This window comes from Brevundimonas sp. (assembly GCF_032055285.1).
GTDB lineage: Bacteria > Pseudomonadota > Alphaproteobacteria > Caulobacterales > Caulobacteraceae > Brevundimonas.
The window spans coordinates 602387-620400 of record NZ_DAMBRE010000001.1 but is presented as its reverse complement, the minus strand read 5'-3'; the positions used below and the strand labels follow the sequence as shown (position 1 = coordinate 620400).

At 64.9% G+C, this 18014-nt stretch carries 17 protein-coding genes and 1 tRNA gene; 9 read left to right on the top strand and 9 right to left on the bottom strand.

The genetic code is table 11. The features are described from left to right. Nucleotides 1–19 precede the first annotated feature (19 nt). Complete coding sequence (locus RTY13_RS03115) at nt 20–763, bottom strand: NYN domain-containing protein (RefSeq protein ID WP_312781054.1); 744 nt, start codon at nt 761–763, stop codon at nt 20–22. Between the two features lie 161 nt (nt 764–924). Here RTY13_RS03115 and RTY13_RS03110 point away from each other — a divergent pair, with 161 nt between their 5' ends. Both RTY13_RS03110 and RTY13_RS03105 read left to right on the top strand, forming a co-directional pair. Further along, the gene (locus RTY13_RS03110) at nt 925–1311 is read left to right on the top strand and encodes a hypothetical protein (protein ID WP_312781053.1); all 387 of its coding nucleotides are present in this window, start codon (nt 925–927) and stop codon (nt 1309–1311) included. A gap of 53 nt (nt 1312–1364) precedes the next feature. After that, nucleotides 1365–1793 carry a hypothetical protein gene (locus RTY13_RS03105; RefSeq protein ID WP_312781051.1) on the top strand — a complete coding sequence of 143 codons (429 nt, stop codon included), beginning with the start codon at nt 1365–1367 and terminating at the stop codon, nt 1791–1793. A gap of 65 nt (nt 1794–1858) precedes the next feature. Here the strand turns inward: RTY13_RS03105 and RTY13_RS03100 are convergent, their stop codons facing one another. Then, a complete protein-coding gene (locus RTY13_RS03100) occupies nt 1859–4711 on the bottom strand; it encodes a pitrilysin family protein (protein WP_312781049.1) in 2853 nt (950 codons plus the stop codon). A 171-nt stretch (nt 4712–4882) separates the two neighbouring features. After that, on the bottom strand, nt 4883–6691 hold the full coding sequence (gene lepA, locus RTY13_RS03095; RefSeq protein WP_312781048.1) for a translation elongation factor 4: 1809 nt from the start codon (nt 6689–6691) through the stop codon (nt 4883–4885). A gap of 307 nt (nt 6692–6998) precedes the next feature. On the opposite strand from lepA, the gene RTY13_RS03090 reads away from it, so the two are divergent. The 4 genes from RTY13_RS03090 to RTY13_RS03075 all read left to right on the top strand — a co-directional run bounded on the left by RTY13_RS03090 (nt 6999) and on the right by RTY13_RS03075 (nt 9661). After that, complete coding sequence (locus tag RTY13_RS03090) at nt 6999–7784, top strand: hypothetical protein (RefSeq protein WP_312781047.1); 786 nt, start codon at nt 6999–7001, stop codon at nt 7782–7784. A gap of 61 nt (nt 7785–7845) precedes the next feature. Then, the gene (locus RTY13_RS03085) at nt 7846–8226 is read left to right on the top strand and encodes a hypothetical protein (protein WP_312781046.1); all 381 of its coding nucleotides are present in this window, start codon (nt 7846–7848) and stop codon (nt 8224–8226) included. Between the two features lie 116 nt (nt 8227–8342). Further along, nucleotides 8343–8981 carry a C39 family peptidase gene (locus RTY13_RS03080; protein ID WP_312781044.1) on the top strand — a complete coding sequence of 213 codons (639 nt, stop codon included), beginning with the start codon at nt 8343–8345 and terminating at the stop codon, nt 8979–8981. A 5-nt stretch (nt 8982–8986) separates the two neighbouring features. Then, nucleotides 8987–9661, top strand: coding sequence for a hypothetical protein (locus RTY13_RS03075; RefSeq protein ID WP_312781042.1), 675 nt, complete (start codon nt 8987–8989; stop codon nt 9659–9661). Nucleotides 9662–9699: 38 nt separating this feature from the next. On the opposite strand, the gene RTY13_RS03070 is transcribed toward RTY13_RS03075, so the two are convergent. The 3 genes from RTY13_RS03070 to RTY13_RS03060 form a co-directional block, all read right to left on the bottom strand. Further along, the gene (locus tag RTY13_RS03070) at nt 9700–10995 is read right to left on the bottom strand and encodes a transporter (RefSeq protein ID WP_312781041.1); all 1296 of its coding nucleotides are present in this window, start codon (nt 10993–10995) and stop codon (nt 9700–9702) included. Between the two features lie 105 nt (nt 10996–11100). Beyond that, on the bottom strand, nt 11101–11787 hold the full coding sequence (locus tag RTY13_RS03065; protein ID WP_312781780.1) for a Crp/Fnr family transcriptional regulator: 687 nt from the start codon (nt 11785–11787) through the stop codon (nt 11101–11103). A 504-nt stretch (nt 11788–12291) separates the two neighbouring features. After that, nucleotides 12292–12954 carry a hypothetical protein gene (locus RTY13_RS03060; protein WP_312781039.1) on the bottom strand — a complete coding sequence of 221 codons (663 nt, stop codon included), beginning with the start codon at nt 12952–12954 and terminating at the stop codon, nt 12292–12294. Between the two features lie 190 nt (nt 12955–13144). On the opposite strand from RTY13_RS03060, the gene RTY13_RS03055 reads away from it, so the two are divergent. Then, nucleotides 13145–13393: a hypothetical protein gene (locus tag RTY13_RS03055; protein ID WP_312781038.1), complete on the top strand. Its 249-nt coding sequence runs from the start codon at nt 13145–13147 to the stop codon at nt 13391–13393. Nucleotides 13394–13979: 586 nt separating this feature from the next. Then, entirely contained in the window at nt 13980–14732 is a 753-nt protein-coding gene (locus RTY13_RS03050; RefSeq protein WP_312781037.1) for a hypothetical protein, read from the top strand. Nucleotides 14733–15435: 703 nt separating this feature from the next. Here RTY13_RS03050 and RTY13_RS03045 read toward each other — a convergent pair. After that, nucleotides 15436–15510, bottom strand: a tRNA-Val gene (locus RTY13_RS03045). A gap of 114 nt (nt 15511–15624) precedes the next feature. After that, nucleotides 15625–15981 (bottom strand): cell cycle two-component system response regulator CpdR, encoded by a 357-nt coding sequence (gene cpdR, locus RTY13_RS03040; protein ID WP_312781035.1) that lies wholly within the window; start codon nt 15979–15981, stop codon nt 15625–15627. A 126-nt stretch (nt 15982–16107) separates the two neighbouring features. Here cpdR and RTY13_RS03035 point away from each other — a divergent pair, with 126 nt between their 5' ends. Then, nucleotides 16108–16944, top strand: a complete 837-nt coding sequence (locus RTY13_RS03035; protein WP_312781033.1) for an N-formylglutamate amidohydrolase — start codon at nt 16108–16110, stop codon at nt 16942–16944. A gap of 251 nt (nt 16945–17195) precedes the next feature. Here RTY13_RS03035 and RTY13_RS03030 read toward each other — a convergent pair whose 3' ends face one another. Continuing rightward, nucleotides 17196–17882 carry a DUF599 family protein gene (locus tag RTY13_RS03030; protein ID WP_312781031.1) on the bottom strand — a complete coding sequence of 229 codons (687 nt, stop codon included), beginning with the start codon at nt 17880–17882 and terminating at the stop codon, nt 17196–17198. Nucleotides 17883–18014: the final 132 nt, after the last annotated feature.

The following is an 18014-nucleotide window of genomic DNA, read 5'->3' as shown; positions in this document are numbered from 1 at the left end:
ACGTGAATGGTTCCGCTTGTCAGCGGGGTTTGACCCGCACCCGCATGGCCCCGCCGGCTCCGGCTTCGACGTCGAAACGGCCCGTGGCGCGGATCAGGTCCGACAGCTTGGCGTGACCGTATGTGCGCTGGTCGAAGTCAGGATAGGCGTTCCTCAGCCGATTGCCGATGCCGCCGATATTGACCCAGCCGTCGCCGTCCTCGTCCATGTCGGCGATGGCTGCGGCGATCAGACGCACGGCGTCCGACGGCTTCTTCTCGGCGACGGGCCTGGGGACGGTCTCGTCATTGTCCGCGCCGCCGCCTCGACCGGTCAGGTTCTCGGTATAGATGAAGCGGGTGCAGGCTTGGCGGAAGCTCTCGGGCGTCTTCCTTTCGCCAAAGCCGTAGACCGGCACGCCCTGTTCGCGGATGCGTTGAGCCAGGCGGGTGAAGTCGCTGTCGGACGACACCAGGCAGAAGCCGTCGAACCGCCCGGAATGCAGCAGGTCCATGGCGTCGATGACCAGGGCGATGTCGCCCGAGTTCTTGCCCTTGGTGTTCTGGAAATTCTGTTGCCACTGAATCGCCCAGCGCGGCAGGACCTCAGCCCAGGACTTCAGCGCCGGGCTGGCCGCGTCGCCATAGATGCGCCGCGCACTGGCCTCCCCCAGGGTGGCGATCTCGGTGAACAGGGCCTCCGCGATCCGGGCCGAGGCGTTCTCTCCGTCGATCAGAACGGCCAGGCGCGGGGCGCGGGCGGCGGTCGGCAGGTCGGTCGGCATGGATGAAAAGCCTTCAGTTCCAGCAGGTCAGCCAGCGTCCTCCGCCATGCGAACCGGGTCAACCTCGCGCCCGACGTGAGGCTGCTGGACACTGTTCTGCGATATGAGATGCCGTTGTTATCTCATGGTCGTCGCCGTGAGCGTTCGATCCGGGGGGATCCATGGAAATCAAAGCCTTCGTCGCGGTATGCGCGGCTCTGTCTCTGGCTGGCTGCGCGACCTCGCCGGACAAGATTTCGGCCAGCTATGTCTCGCCGCTGCAATATCAGGGCTATGACTGCGGTGAGATCCGCGGCGAACTGGTCCGCATCGGCCACCGTGTCGATGAAGTGACGGGCCATCAGCGCAAGCAGGCCAGCAACGACGCCCTGGCCATGGGCGTGGGTCTGGTCCTGTTCTGGCCGGCCCTCTTCTTCCTGGCCGGCGGCAATGACAAGAAGGAAGAGCTGGGCCGCCTGAAAGGCGAGTATGACGCCCTGCAACAGGCCGCCGTCACCAAGCGCTGCGACCTTGAAGCCCAGACCGTCCAGGCCGGCGCCGCCGGCTGACCATGACGACGGCGGGCTCTTCGCGGAGGCCGCCGTTTTCGCTACAGCGGGCCATGACCAACTCTACCCTGCGCCGCCTGATCGACCTGCCTGGCGTTGATGATCTGGAACTGAAGGCGCTGATGAAGCCGCGCTACGCCGATCCCGACGCCCGCGACGAATTTCCCGAGATCGACGCCCTGACCAGCGCCCTGTTCGGCCTGACCGGCGACGAAGCCGAGGCCGTGGCTCTGCCGAGCGATTGGGACGATATCCACCGCCTGTCCGGCGCCGATCTGGCCGAGGCCTTCGAGGCCCTGGGCTGGGACGTGACCGACAAGCGCCGCAAGCCTCTGCGCCTGTTGCCGCACTACGCCCTGCCTCTGGCGCTGGCGATCCGGGGCCTCGCCGGCGAACTGCCCTTCGTGGCCGAGCCCGATCACCCCACGACCGGCTGGGGTTCCAGCCTGGCCGCCGACGCGGCGCGTTTCAGAAAGCGCTAGGCCCCCAACGAAAAAGGCCGGCGGGTCGCCCCGCCGGCCTTTCCGTTCGTGTCGACTGACCGGCCTTACTGGGTCGTCGTCGGCGCCGTGGCCGCACGGACCTCGACCGGCAGGCCGAGCGCGTCCAACTGCGGCTTGACCACGGAGGCGTCGCCGACCACCACCCAGACGAAGGTGTCCGGCTTGATGGCGGCGCGGGCGGCGGCGTCCATCTGTTCCGCCGTCAGGGCGTTGATGCGGCCGGCCAGAGCCTCCTGATAGCCGTCGGGGCGGCCATAGAGGGCGTTGGAGCGCAGGGCGCCCAGCACCTGAGCCGAGGTCTCATAGCTGCCCGACAGGCCGCGCGTGTCGCCCAGGACGGTGCGGTCGCGCTCGGCCTGGGTCACGCCGTCGGCGCCCAGGAAGCGCTCATACTGACCGATCAGGGCGGCGATGGATTCGCCCGTGCGGTTGGCCTGAACCGGGGCGTTGACGATGTAGGGCGAGCGGTTCTGCAGGGTGCTGACGTTACCGCGCACGCCGTAGGACCAGCCCTTGGTTTCACGCAGGTCGGCGTTGATCCGCGACAGGAAGTCCGCGCCCAGCACGGTGTTGGCCGTGGTCAGGGTCAGGATGTCGTCGGTGCCCGACACCGGCAGCACCTGACCGCCGTAGATCAGCGACTGCGGCGACTGCGGGCGGTCGATCAGGACGATCCGCGCCGAGGTCTGGGGCAGGGCGGCGTTGAAGGCCTTGGTCCCCTTGGCAGAGGTCGGCGCGCGCCAGTCGCCGAAGGCGGCTTCCAGTTGCGGTTTCAGTTCGGCCAGGGGCAGGTCCGAGACCACGAACAGCTTGGCGTTGTCGGGGCGGATCCAGGCGGCGTGGTCAGCGGCCAGATCAGCGCGCGTCAGGCTGCGGATCACCGCCTCGTCGCCGGTGCCGCTGAAGGAACGGCCATAGGGGTGGCCTTCGCCGTAGATCAGCGGCGGCAGGGCGCGGCCGGCGATGGCGGCCGGCTGGGTCTTCTCATTGGCCAGACCGGCCAGACGCTGGGCGCGCAGGCGCTCGACCTCGGCCGGAGCGAAGGCGGGGTTGCGCACCACGTCCGACAGCAGGGTCAGCGACGGCCGCAGGTTGGTGGTCACGGTCGACAGGCTGGCCGTGGTGCGGTCCATCGACGAGCCGACCGAGACGCTGGCGCCCAGACGTTCCTGGGCCTCGGCCAGGGCCTTGGAGTCGCGCGTGGTCGTGCCTTCCTGCATGACGTTCAGCATCAGGGTGTGGGCGCCCAGGCGGTCGGCGCGGTCGGCGGCCACGCCGGCGTCGAACTCTAGCGCCACGCGGGTCACCGGCACGGTGGTCGAGCGGGCGTAGACCACTTCGATCCCGTTCGACAGGGCGGCGCGCTCGACGGCGGGGAAGTCGACGTTGGAGACCTGGCCGATGGCCGGAGTCGCTTCGCGGGCCACGCGCTGGATCGGCGCGGCCGGGGTCGGGGTCGCGCCCGACGGGGCGGCGGCGGCGTCGACATAGGCCTCACGCTCGCCCGGCATGACGATCTGGCTATAGACCGGGCGGCTCAGCCACTTCTTCAGCGCGGCCTGAACCTGGGCCGGGGTCACGGCCGCATAGGCCGCCAGCTCTTTCTTGTAGAAGTCGGGGTCGCCCGAATAGAGCTGACCCTCGGCCAGGACCGAGGCCTTGCCGTTGGCCATTTCCAGACCCTGGATGCGACGCGAGGCGTATTGCGTCACCACGCGATCGATCTCGTCCTGGGTTGGGCCGTTGGCGATCAGGTCGGCCAGAACGGCGTCCATGCGGCGGGCCACGGCGTCGGCGTCGGCGCCCGGCTTCACCATGGCCGAATAGCTGAACATGCTGACGCGCTGGAAGGTCTGGTTGCCGGCCGAGACGCTGGAGGCGATCTGCTCGTCGCGCACCAGCACATTGTCCAGACGCGAGCTGGCCAGGCCGCCCAGCACCGAGGCGCCCACGCTCAGCGGCACCGAGTCCGGGTCGTTCAGGCCCGGCGTCGTCCAGGTGCGGCTGATGCGGGTCTGGGCCACGCGGTCATGCAGCACCTGCTCGACCGGCGCCGCCAGGGTCGGCACGTCGGCCGGAACCGGGGTGTGCACAGGGCCGCGGGCGATGGCGCCGAAGTAGCGCTGGCTCAGTTCGCGGGCCTTGGCCTCGTCGATGTCGCCCGACAGCACCAGGATGGCGTTGTTCGGGCCGTAGTTCTGACGGAACCAGTCGCGCACCGTCTCCATGCTGGCGGCGTCCAGGTCGGCCATCGAGCCGATGGTCGAGTGGCGATAGGGATGGCCCTCGGGGAAGAGGGCTTCCAGCGTGGCGTAATAGGTCAGGCCGTACGGCTGGTTGTCGCCTTGGCGCTTCTCGTTCTGAACGACGCCGCGCTGCAGATCCAGCACCTCCTGGCTGACCTGCCCCAGCAGATAGCCCATGCGGTCGGATTCCAGATACAGGGTGTAGTCCAGCGCCGGGGTCGGCACCGTCTGGAAGTAGTTGGTGCGGTCGAACCAGGTCGTGCCGTTCAGGCCCGTGGCGCCGGCGGCGTTCATCGTCTGGATGTGGCTGGACGGCGAGTTCTCCGACCCGCCGAACATCAGGTGCTCGAACAGGTGGGCGAAGCCAGTCGAGCCCTTGGGCTCGTCCTTGGAGCCGACATTGTACCAGACCGACACTGCGACCACCGGCGCCTTGCGGTCCTCATGGACCAGAACGGTCAGGCCGTTCTCCAGCTGGAAGCGCTTCCACGGAATGTCGACGCGGGCGACCAGTTCGGACACCGGCGCCCCGCGCAGCGGCGTGGCCGAGGGCGCGGTCACGGCCGTCGCGGCGGCGGGCGCGTGGGCCAGAACGGGCGAAGCGACAGCCACAAGGGCGGCCAAGGCTACGGAGGAAGCGGCAAGGCGCATAGGTTTCAGTCCCCAACAGATAATGCTGGGCCGGGACCTTAATCGCGCCTGACGCCACGGCAACGCGACACATTCGTATGTGAACGAATGTTCATGTTGGGGGCGGCATGAAAAAGGGGCGGAAAGCCCTGCTTTCCGCCCCTTTCAAGATTCAGCCGTCTGTGGCGAGGATCAATCCTCGTCCATCTTCAGGGCGGCGATGAAGGCCTCCTGCGGGATTTCGACCTTGCCGAACTGGCGCATGCGCTTCTTGCCGGCCTTCTGCTTCTCCAGCAGCTTCTTCTTGCGGGTGGCGTCGCCGCCGTAGCACTTGCTGGTCACGTCCTTGCGCAGGGCGCGGACGGTTTCGCGGGCGATGATCTTGCCGCCGATGGCCGCCTGGATCGGGATGACGAACATGTGGGGCGGGATCAGCTCCTTCATCTTCTCGACCATGCCGCGTCCACGCGTCTCGGCGCGGCCGCGGTGGACCAGCATGCTGAGGGCGTCGACCGGCTCGGCGTTGACCAGGATGCTCATCTTGACCAGATCGCCGACCTTGTAGTCAGTCAGCTCATAGTCGAAGCTGGCGTAGCCCTTCGAGATCGACTTCAGGCGGTCGTAGAAGTCGAAGACCACTTCGTTCAGCGGCAGCTCATAAACCACCAGGGCGCGGCTGCCGACGTAGGACAGCTCGACCTGGGTGCCGCGGCGGTCCTGACACAGCTTGATCACGCCGCCCAGGTATTCGTCGGGGGTCAGGATGGTGGCCTTGATCCACGGCTCGGCGATGCTCTCGATCTGCATCACGTCGGGCAGGTCGGCCGGGTTGTGCAGGTCGATCTCGGTCCCGTCGCGCTTGCCGATCTTGTAGACGACCGAGGGGGCCGTCGCGATCAGGTCCAGATTGAACTCGCGGCTCAGGCGCTCCTGGATGATCTCCAGGTGCAAAAGGCCCAGGAAGCCGCAGCGGAAGCCGAAGCCCAGGGCCGCGCTGGATTCCATCTCGAAGGTGAAGCTGGCGTCGTTCAGGCGCAGCTTGCCGATGGCGGCGCGCAGGTCCTCGAAGTCGGCGGCGTCCACCGGGAAGAGGCCGCAGAAGACCACGGACTGGACTTCCTTGAAGCCCTTCAGCGGTTCGGCGGTCGGCTTCTTCTCGTCGGTGATGGTGTCGCCGACGGCGGCGTGGGCCACTTCCTTGATCTGGGCGGTGATGAAACCGACCTCGCCCGGGCCAAGCTGCTCGACCGGGGTGTTCTTGGGCAGGAAGACGCCGACGCGGTCGACCAGATGGGTCGAGCCGGATTGCATCATCTGCACCCGCTGGCCCGCCTTCAGCACGCCGTCGAAGACGCGCACCAGCAGGACCACGCCCAGGTAGGGGTCGTACCAGGCGTCGACCAGCATGGCCTTCAAGGGGGCGTTGACGTCGCCCTTGGGCGCCGGCAGGCGGGTGACGATGGCCTCCAGCACCTCTTCGATGCCGATGCCCGACTTGGCCGAGGCCATGACGGCGTCGGAGGCGTCGATGCCGATGACGTCCTCGATCTGGGCGCGCACTCGGTCCGGTTCGGCGGCGGGCAGGTCGATCTTGTTCAGGACCGGCACGATCTCGTGGTTGTTGTCGATGGCCTGATAGACATTGGCCAGGGTCTGCGCCTCGACGCCCTGTGACGCATCCACCACCAACAGCGAGCCCTCGCACGCGGCGAGACTGCGCGACACCTCATAGGCGAAGTCGACGTGCCCCGGCGTGTCCATCAGGTTCAGCACATAGTCCAGCCCGTCCTGGGCCTTGTAGTGCAGGCGCACGGTCTGCGCCTTGATGGTGATGCCGCGTTCCTTCTCGATGTCCATGTTATCAAGGACTTGCGCCGACATTTCGCGCGCGGTCAGGCCGCCGGTGTGCTGAATCAGCCGGTCCGACAGCGTGGACTTGCCGTGGTCGATGTGGGCGACCACCGAGAAATTGCGGATGCGTTCGATAGGGGGCGTCGTCATGGTCCGCGCGCTTAGCATCCGCAGCGTCCGAACGCCATGGAGAGGCGTGAAGCTGATGGCCGACGCCGGTCTCGCATCGACGCGATCTTTATTCTGGGTGGCGTACCCGTCAAATGAGCGGCCCTGATGTTCGTGACGCTCGCCGACCATAACAAATGAGGGTTGCGACACCGGAGCGTGGTCGGAAATAGCCCGTTTTCAATGGTTTCGCCTATCGCGGGAATGCGGAACGTCGGTCGTTCTGGGCGATTGGGTTGTCCGGAGGTGGAGGAACCTCCGTATCCACTTTGATCTGGAGGCTAAAGATATGCGTGCCAAATTGATGACTTCGGCGGCTGTCCTGGCGGGGGCCCTCGCCTTTGCGAGCTTCGCTCAGGCTCAATCCAATTCGAGCGGCCCGAATGGTCCGGTCGGCGGCAATACGACCGCAACGGACTCGTACAACAGCACTGATGTCGATCTCGGCATCACCGATTCGCTGAACGACAATTCGAACAACTCGACCAATACCGACCTGGACCTCGGCGTCGCCGATTCGTTCAACGACAGTTCGACGAATGACTCGGGCAACGACAACTCGACCAACCTCGACGTCGCCGTGGCCGATTCGTTCAACGACAGCTCGACGAACGACTCGGGCAACGACAATTCCACCAATACCGACAACTCGACGGACCTGGCGGTCGACATCGCCGACTCGTTCAACGACAACTCGGACAACTCGACCAACACCGACAACTCGACCAATCTGGACCTGGCGGTCGATATCGCCGACTCGTTCAACGACAACTCGGACAACTCGACCCATGTCGGCATCACCGACTCGTTCAACGACAACTCGACCTGGCGGGTGTCGCTGAGCAATCAGTCTCTGGCGGCCAACGTCAGCGATCTGAGCTTCGACATGTCTGAAGGCGGCAATGGCCCGCAAAACGGTCGTCTGCGCAGCGGCGACATCAGCCAAAGCGGCGGCGCCTTCGCTGGCTTCGCCGGCATCCAGACCGTCAGCAACATCACCGGCCAAGCTTCGGTCGGTCAGGCTGCCACGGCGGTCAGCGCCAATGCCAACGTGACCTTCGGCAACGGCGGCTGAACCTCAAGCGTAATGTCGGCGGCCGGTTCAACCGGCCGCCGATCCTTTTTGGGAGGAAGCCATGCTTACCATTCTTGTCGCCGCGCTCTTGCTAGGCGGCGCCGATCCGGTCGCTCAGCCTCAGGCTTTGATGCCCGACGAGCCCCCGGCGACGACCCCTTCGACCCAACCAGACATCCGGCCCTTGGACCTGAGCGAGCTTCAGGACCTGAACGGTCGCCAGGGCGTCAACGTCATCGTCGCCAGCGATCAACTGCTCAAGGCCACCAACAGCGGCAATAGCGTCGTGGCCAACACTGTAGGATCCGGCGGGATCACGGTCGGCGCCAATGCCTTCGCCGGCTACAGCGGCGTGGGCAATTTCGTGATGAACACCGGACACAACAACAACCTTCAAGGCGCCATTACGATCAACATCGTGACCACGGGACCGACCCCGTGACACGCAAGGGCTCGCGATCCGGTCTGAGCGGCGGCTTGGGCGCCGGCATGGGTGCGGGCCTGGTGGTTGCGGTCGTTTGCGCGGTTATGACGCCCGCTTCATCCGCGAGCGCCGACATGCTTCTCAGCAGCGGCCCGGCTCCGTCTCGGGTCAATGTCGTCAGCTATCGCGACATCCCGTTCCGCACTGTCGTGCGCCAACGCTACGACTTCAGTTGCGGCTCGGCGGCTCTGGCGACCCTCTTGCGCTATCACTATGACCGCGAGGTCGGCGAGGAGCAGATCTTTCGCGCCATGTACGCCGCCGGCGATCAGGACGTGATCCGTCGTGTCGGCTTCTCGCTTCTGGACATGAAGCAGTTTCTCGAAGCGAACGGCTATCATGCCGACGGCTACCGACTGAACATCGACAACCTGGCGAGCATGAACAAGCCGGCGATCGTCATGATCGACACTGCGGGCTACAAGCATTTCGTGGTTTTCAAGGGAGACGACGCCGGACGGGTCCTGATCGGCGATCCGGCTCTGGGCCTGAAGATCTACAGTCGCGAACAATTCGTCTCGATGTGGAACGGCATCGCCTTCGTTGTTCGCGAACCGGCCGATCGATTCAATCAGGCGACCGAGTGGACGCCCTGGAACCGGTCACGCCCGGCCCAGGCCCTGCCCAATCATTCCCTGGCGGAACTGACGCGTGAGCTGCCGCCGCTCTATCAGGTGACCACGCGCTTCCCCATCGACCCGTATCTGCGGTGACGATCATGCGACGGGCTTCCATTCTTGCTCTCTTCGCAGTGACGGCCCTGACGCCGATCACCCTGGCGAACGAGGCGGCGGCGAAGGCGCCCGCCTGGGTGCGCCCCATGCTCGAGGTCGACGGCGGTCCCGATTGGTCCTCGCCGTCGGCGTCTCCCGCCGTCGCGGCGGAGGTTGGGCCGCAAGCCTTGTCCGATGAGGACCTGTCGTCCCTGCGCGGAGGCTTCATCACCACCAACGGTTTCACCTTCGGCTTTGGCGTGGTCATACGATCCTACATCGACGACAAGCTGGCGCTGCAGACCCAGCTGACCTGGACGCCGACCGGTGCGGTGACGCAGCAGACGCGCGGCGATGTGCCTGGCGCGATGGACCTGGCCAGCGCCATGACCGCCCTGTTGAACAGCGGCATCGACCTGACGGGGCTCAGCGGGGTCAGCGGCGGGGTTGCTGTGATCGACGGCGACGGGGCGACGGCCTTGATCCACAACGTAACGACAGGACAGCTGCAGAACCTGATGGTCAACAGCGCCAACAATCGCAATCTGCGTCAGGATATGGAGCTGAACCTCTACCTGCCGGACCTGGCGGCGATGCAGGCGGCCACAAGCGCGCAACAGCGCGCGGCGCAGATCACCTATGATCTCAACACTTCCCTGGTCGGCTCGCTAGGGCGCTGAAAGGCTCCGCTTCCGGAGCGAAGCCTTTCTTTGAATCCCTAGAAGATGATCGGCAGCCGCAGGATGAAGCGCATGTCTGGCGCATCTTCCGTGACGCCGAATTCGAAATTGCCGTTCAGGCTGAACCGGTCGGACAGCAGGTAGGACATGCCGAACTGCAAGGCTCCGACCTGCAGGGAATCCGATTTCTCCACTGAGCCGTTCAGTTCGCTTTCGGTGGGGCGGATGTAGTTGTGCTTGTAGCCGAGCGAGAACGAGAACTTCGGATTCAGGGAGAAGCCGAAGCCGATGGACATGCCGATCGCATCGCCAGGATCGACCCGGCCGATCAGAACATCGCCTTCCGTCTTGTCGATGTCGCGCGGCAGATGGGCGAAGTAGCTCAGGCTGCCGAAGATCACCGCCGGGTCGCTGGGGTAGAGGAAGCTGACACTGGGCTCGACGCCCCAGAAGCCCGAGCCGGTGGCCAAGTGGGTCGCCACGCCGAACTCGTCGCGTGGAATGTCGAAGGGACCTTCGCCGGTGTTGCTCTTGGCTCTCAGCCCGGCGATGAAGATGGGGCGGCCGCGCTCGCCGCCGTTGATCTGATAGCGGACGGCGGCCTCCACATCGCCGATGCCGTCGCCGCTCAGGTCGATGGTGCGGGTCACCGCCTCGTCGCGCTGCTGCACCGTGGTGATGGTGTCGTTGCGCCAGACATAGGGGGCGCGCAGTTCGACCTCCATGCGAGAGGAGACGCCATACTTGGCTGCAATGGTCGCCACGCCCGTATCGCGATCGGCTTCATTGGCCTCGATCACGCCGATCTGCACGCCTGGCACGATCTCGATGCCGCGGAAGACCAGTCGATTGGCGCTGGAGCGCGTATATTCGCTCGATACATCGACCGTCAGCCGACCGGGGCGGGTCAGGACGGCGATGCCTTCGGGGATGGCCGCCAACTGTTCACGCCGGGCCTGCAGCAGCGGCGGCTCCACCGGCGGCGCCCCCGCCGGCGCCGGCGTGGTCTGGGGCTGGCCGTTGAGGTTCATCTGACTGCTGGTCTGGTTCGTGGCCTGGCCGGCGCGCAGGCTCGCCATGTCGCGATCGGCGAAGACCGCTCTACCCGAGGCGTCGGTCTGAACGCGCCATCGACCATCGACGTCGGACGGCGCCGCTTCTGAAGGCGTGGCTCCCGCGGCGCGCTCAGCCAGGAGGGCGTCCTGGGCCTCGATGCGTTTCTGCTGTTCCACCACCAGGGCCTCTAGTCGCGCCACGCGCGCGGCCAGGTCCCCGTCCTGCGCCAGGGCGACGCCAGGTCCGACCAAGGCGCTGGCGGCCACTGTCGCCAGCAATAAAGGGGTTCGAGGCGCCCTTCGACGAGAGTCGCGCACCGCGTGCTGCCGAGGCGAAAAACGATGCAGGATCATGACGCGCTCTCTGTCTTGTTGTGGCGGGTTTCAGTGAAGGACGGGCTCTTCGGCGGCGTAGTCGCAGGCCGACCTCAGATAGGCTTCGTCCAGAAAGGTCAGCCAACCGTTCTGGACCGAGATCAGCCGATTGCGTTTCATCTGGCTGAGGGTGCGGCTGACGTGGACCAGGCTGAGGCCAAGGGCGTCCGCCAGGGCTTCCTGTGTCAGCGGCAGGTGCATGCGCTCTGCGCTGCATAGGCCCGCTCGCTGCAGGCGGTCGCGCAACTCCAGCAGCAGATGCGCCGTTCGGGCCAGGGCTGATTGTCGCCCCAACCGCACCACGTGATTCAACAGGCATATGTCTTCGTACCGACGGGCGGCGACCAGGGCGCGTCGCAGGCGATCGTGGCGCGGGTCCCGGAGCGACAGGATTTCCCGCAGCATCACGGCGTCGACGCATTCCACTCGGGTCAGGGCAACGGTCGTGGTCTCGTCCAGGGGGCGAGGCTCTGCGCTCAGTCCCAGGCCGTCGCCGGGCAGGAGAAAGCCGAAGATCTGCCGCTGGCCATCCGCCAAGGTGCGCTGACGGCAGGCCCAGCCGCTGAGGATCAAGCGCGGCGTCGGAGCAAGACCCTCGCCAGTGAAGGCTTCACCGGCGGCGATGACTTCCTGAAAGACGCACAGTCGCCGGATAAGGGCCCGCTCCTCCTCGGACAGTCGCGCGACGGCGTTCATGATTCGCAAGGTCGCGGTATCCGCCGGCACAGTCGGGCTGCGCCGCAAGCTGACCGCTCGCGACGTCATCGAATGCACGCTGATGCGCGGCGCAGGCCTGGCCCTCCAGCCAGGCTGCGCCCCTCCCTCGCCCAAAACATGCGGCGCTCCTCCATGAAGGAAAACGACCGCCGAACGCTGGTGTTCCGTTTGGCTTAGGGAAACATTTATTTCCCGCCACCGCCTCGCGCGTCAGGCGCGCGTGCCTAGCTTGGCCAAGGAATCCGCAAACCTCCCGAACAAGGCCTCGGGCGAAAGCTCTGACTGCTTGAAAAGAATGGTGGACGCGACAGGGATTGAACCTGTGACCCCTACGATGTCAAAATACCGCACCGTTCGCCCGAATGGAAAAGATGCACACATTTTCAATGACTTGGTTGTGCAACGAGTTGCAACGCCACCCACACATGTAGCGCATTTGGGGGTGAATAGGGGTGCGTTTGGCAACATTTGGCAACACGCTCCTCAAGCCCAGTAATCAAGCACGGAGCCGTCGATCTTGACGGTGACGAGCCGCTGCCCTTTCCACAGCAGCACCTGGGTGTGCGGCTTCCTCGCATTGGGGCCGAAGACCTGCTTTATCCGCCAGCCATCTTCCGTGAAGCGCCGCACCTGCTGGACCATGGGATGGTCATTCAAGTCCAGGCGGGCAACCATATCGGCATTCAGCTTCAGGGAGCCCTGCCGAGCGTCAAAGGCGGTCGGTTGATTGTGCATCTTGGAGACTAGCGACAGCGCTTGCGTGAAGAAGGCACGTATGTGCGAGGGATGGCTACCTGTGATGAACAGGAAGGCCGCCCGGTCGCGGAGGTCAGCGAAGTCCTGGGACTGGGGTTGAGACAGGATGCGGCTGACGTCTGACATGCTGGCCCTCGGTGTCGGCTCCCATGGCCCTTCCGGGAGGACAGGCGGGCGTGCCGCATAGTTTAGCGGAATGACCTCCTCGGCGAAGACCATGTCGGATCGACCCGCAATCGCCCTACCGTCCGAGGCGACGGCCTCACAGCGATAGATGCCTTCATCATCCACGTCGGCGACCACGAGGACGTCTCCGCGCCAGAACACGTCGGGCACGTCGTTAAATCGTTTCGTATAGCCCCTGAACACGGCCTGATCACCTACGCGCATGAGCACCTCCTATAGATCAACGCTAACAAGTGCTCCGGTCACGTCAAGGATCATGCTCCGACAAAACATACCATTTGGCCAGTCAACGCGGACAATTGGCAGCAACCCAAACATGTAGACAGCATTTGTTGCAAAATTTTCTCTGGCAACACTTGTAGACACACACACGGATGCACCCTATTCGACGGCCATGATCACCGAAGCCGCCGCACACGACCCAGGAGACCGCTCCATCGCGCTGCGACTTCCGGAGCGACCCGCCGAAATGCTGTCCGCCATCTGTCGGGGCCAAGCACCAATGCTCTCGAAGACCGAGTGGGCGATGCTGAAGCAACACGCCAAGGACCGGGTTCGACGGTTCGATGCAGAGATCGAGAACCGGCTGCGGTTGGGCGATCTCAGGGCCGCGAAGCACAAGGCCCGGAAGATGCTAGCCTGACCGGGCTACCTCCCGAGGTCATCCATCGGCATCTCTCCGTGGAACACCTCAAGGTCCGACCGGGAAACTCTAAGGAGTATCTGACAGGTCAAGGGAACGTAGGTCCTGGTGTGAGACACTCCGCGCCTTGCAAGCCGGAGCGTGAAAGCCCCGAGGTCCTTAGCGGCCTCACAACCGGCTCAGCGGCGTCATCTACCGTGGCCGAAATCGTGATGGGACACATCCTTCGGGATGCGGGCGCTACAGAAGGCCTCATCACGTTGATCGTCTACTCCGACAACGTCGGGGCAGTCGTTCGGTCACAGGAAGCGGCGCTTGTGTTCAAGGAAGCCACCGCCTGCTCCGGCGTCACGTTATCTCGCACTAGACGAAGCACTAGCCCCTGCGTTCTGTCGTCCGCCTTGCCTGCCATCGCCCGCCTCCACCTAAAGTGGTTCAGACTTTCGGGCCATTCCCGAGTCGTAGCAAGATAACGGCAGTCGGCCGACGCGTGCCCGCGCCGTGTTACAGCCGCTTCGAGGGGAGCGGATCGACGTTGCCCCTTCAGGGCGATTGATGGAAAGCGGAGCACGCACTGGGGGTGGCGATGACTGACATTCAACTCGTCCTGACAACGCTGGCGGGCAATACGCTCCTGCTCGGGGTATTGGGCTTTCTGGGCAAGGCGATCTTCAAAGAGATGCTGGCCCAAGACACGAAGGCGTTCGAGGCTAGGTTGAGAGCTGACACCGATTCCGAGATCGAGCGTCTGCGGAGCGAACTCGCCCACACCGTCGAAAGTCACAAGGCAAGGCTGAAGAAGTCTGACTTCTTGTTTCAGAAGGAGTTTGAAGCCGCGTCTGCCTTCACCGCTTTCTTTCGCTCCTTCTCGCCGAAGGCTAATCGGCCAGATATGGACTGGCATGAGGCCTGTGAGGTCATCGCGTCGGAGTTCGGTAATACCGAGAGTCGCCTCGAGGCCTTCCTGACCACCCACGGCGCCGTCCTGCTACCCGAGCAGCGAGAAAGCCTCGACAAGGCGTTGGCCATCCTGAGTGATGGTAAGTTCGCCATGGCGAGCTACGATGTGAGCGAGACAGATTGCGCCAACGACCTCTATGACATCCTGATGGACTTAGGAGCGGAGCCAACTGGTAGAGGTTGGTCACCAAGCTGCTCTTGCGCTTTTTCCCAGCGTCCACGCGGACTTGCTGATCCCGGACCCAGTGCTCGGCGACCTCGGCCAAGGATGGCGTTATGCGGTCCTGTTGCGGCAGACGCCCATATGCTCCGTTCAACTGGACTTCCAACAGGATCGCCCGCGCACCTTGTTCGGCTTCACGGGCCGAAGGGAACATGACCCTCTTACGTTTGCCGGAAAGGGTCAGGTTGTCAGGGACATCGACCTGCCATCGCCCAGACGGAACGCCGCCCCGCACATGCGGACGCGCCGTGAGCGCGCCGACCTTGAACGCTTTAGGCATGACCGGCACGACCCATTTCACGGGCCAGTGCAGCCGGATCAAAGGTGGGGACCGAGACGCGTCGGTTCGGACGTCCTTCAGGGGTGACGCCAACCGACGAACCCGCAACAGGCAAACCGGCGACATAGATCAACACGTCCGAGCGGAGATAAAGCAGCCATTTCCCCGGTCCCTTTCTCGCCTTCAACAGTGTGCGCGGGATGCGCCGGACAGTGTCTTCATCGCATCTAAGTATCCGCGCCACGTCAGTAAGCGTTAGAATGTCCGTATCGGAGGCGCGTGCAAGGCGCGCACGCACTCGCGCGCTACAGGGAGATGATGTTCTGGATTTGATGAGCACTGGTTGCCAACTCAACTGATCGAGGTTGGCCTCTCTTCTAACCACAAAGCCGACAGCTTCAACAGGTTTCGGTTGCAACCCGTTGCAACTCAAGTCGTCGACGCGTCGGGGCGCGGCGCTGCATTGAACGTCTTGGCTCGCGCCACCCCGGCACTTGGCAACACTTGGCAACACCGTATCCGCGGAGGCCACAGTCCCCTTTCGGGCTTGGCCTAAGCTACCGATTTCAAGAGAGAAAATGGTGGACGCGACAGGGATTGAACCTGTGACCCCTACGATGTCAACGTAGTGCTCTCCCGCTGAGCTACGCGTCCGCCTTTTCTGCGGCCCGTCCGACTGGTGTGTCGGTGGGCGGGAAGGCGGCGTCTATAACCCGCAGTTCGCGGGGGCCGCAAGAGGCTTGTGTCTTCTTTTTTCGTATTTTTTCGTTAGGCGGCGATCATGCGTTCGACCTCGTTCACCAGGTCGCGCAGGTGGACGGGTTTGGACAGGACCTTGGCCTGGGGCGTGGCCTGGGCGGCCGACAGGGCCACGGCGGCGAAGCCGGTGATGAACATGATGCGGATGCCCGGCTGGCGCACCGCGGCGACGCGCGCGACCTCGATCCCGTCGGCGCCCGGCATGACGATGTCGGTCAGCAGCAGGTCGTAGGGACCCTGTTCCAGGGCGTCGATGGCGTCATCGCCGTTCTCGCAATCCACCACGGTATGACCGGCGCGTTCCAGCGCCCGCGTCAGGAAGCCTCGAAGCGAGCCGTCGTCTTCGGCCAGCAGAATACGCGCCATGCGGGGTCAAGTCCTTGAATACCGAAGCGGACCCTAGGCGCCGAACTGTAAACTCGCAGTGAAAATCGTTCTGAGGGCGAGCGCGTAGAGGGCGCGGTCGGGGATAAATCAGGCTATGGCCAAGCCATGATCCCTGCGGCGACCGATGCGACCTTCAGCCTGACGCCCGCGCCGAGCGGGCGTGCGACGCCGCTGGTGTTCGCCTCGCCCCATTCGGGCGGGCTCTATCCTGACGACATGGGGGCGGCTAAGGGGCTGTTGGAGGCCTCGCTGCGCAGCGCCGAGGACGCGGCGGTGGATCAGATGCTGACTGCGGCGGCGGCGGCGGGGGCGGTTCTGATCGTCGGACAAATCGGCCGGGCCTATGTCGATCTGAACCGGGCGCCGGACGACCTCGATCCGGTCCTGATTCTCGATTGTCCCGAGGGGCCGCCGCCGGGGCTGAAGACCCAGGCCGGCTATGGCGTGGTGCCGCGCCTGGCGGGCGACGGGACGCCGCTCTACGATCGCCGTCTGACGCTGGCGGAGGCGAGGGCGCGCATTGCGCGGGTCCACGCCCCCTATCACGCGGCCCTGGCCGAGCAGATGCAGGCGGCGCGGGCGCGCCACGGGCGGGCGGTGCTGATCGATTGGCATTCCATGCCGGCGCGAGCCACGGGGCCGAACGGGCCGGACGTGGTGCTGGGTGATCGTCACGGGACGGCCTGCGCAACTGAGTTGGCGCGGCGTCTGCGGGTGCTGTTCGAGGCCTTGGGCTGGCGCGTGGCGCTGAACCGACCCTATGCGGGCGGGTATGCGACACAGCTCTGGGGGCGGCCCGAGGAAGGTTTCGAGGCGATCCAGATCGAACTGAACCGGCGGCTTTACTGGGACGAGATCGCGGGCGCGCCCTCGGTCGGCTGGGGCCGGTGCCGGTCGGGTTTGAACCGGGCGATCGCGGCCCTGGGCGAAGACTTCGTCTGACCCGGGCTGCGGATCAAAAAAAAGCCGCGCCCGGGGGCGCGGCATATAAAGTCTATAGGGAGGAAACGCCCAGGAAGGGCAAGACGCCCGAAAGCGTCGAAAGCCAAGTTAGGTTGCAGCGCACAAAATTTCAAGCGCCGATTTTTGACTCGCGATCACAGGCTGTTACGAAAATCCGTTTCGTCGTTACGCGGCGCGAGGCGAGGTGTCCGCACGAATCGTTCGCGGCTGCAATAAGACCAAAGTCGGGCCTAACTGCGCTCCAACAGCCGCCTGGCCGCCCGCACGGCCTGCGCCGCCGGCGATCCGGCCTGACGCCAGACCAGCAGGCCGAAGGCCGAGATCACGCCCAGGGCCAGCCACAGAGGCCCGAACAGCCAGGCGGCCGCCGCCAGGGCGAAGTAGTAGCCGCGCACCCCCTGGCTGAAGCCGCCCAGCGCGGGGTTCAGCACCTGGGCCACGGCGTGACCATAGGCGACGCGGTCGGTCTCGACATGGATCTCGGGCGCCGCGCCGATCAGGGCCAGGGCGTAGTTCATCTGGCGAAGGGACCAGATGAAGTCGAGGAAGCCGCGCGCCAGGCAGACCAGGACCAGGGCCAGCTTGGCCTCCAGAATCTTCATCGGCACGGCCTCGGCCCCGACGGCGGCGAAGCCCTTCAGCGCGTTCTCGCCGCCGAACAGGATGCCGGCCACCGCTGCGATCAGCAGCAGGTTGGTCGAGGCGAAGAAGGAGGCCGAGTTGATCGAATGCCCCATCAACTGGCTGTCGATCAGGCGCATCTCGCGGTGGGTCATGGCCGTCATCCAGCTGTCGCGGACGATCAACATGTCGTCGTTGAGCGAGCCGCTGCGTCGGGCGATCAGCCCCAGGATCGGGCCATAGCCGAGCCAGGCGACGAAGAAGAGGAAGAGGGCGATCCAGTCGAACAGGGTCATGCCCTGTTGATGCCTTCAGTCGGGCCTATGGAGCAAGGGCGATCGCCGTGAAAGCCCGCCCTGAAGCTTGCTGTTCGGCGACGCAAAGCTTATCACGCGCGTCAATTCTCCCCGTTCGCACCTGCAATAAGA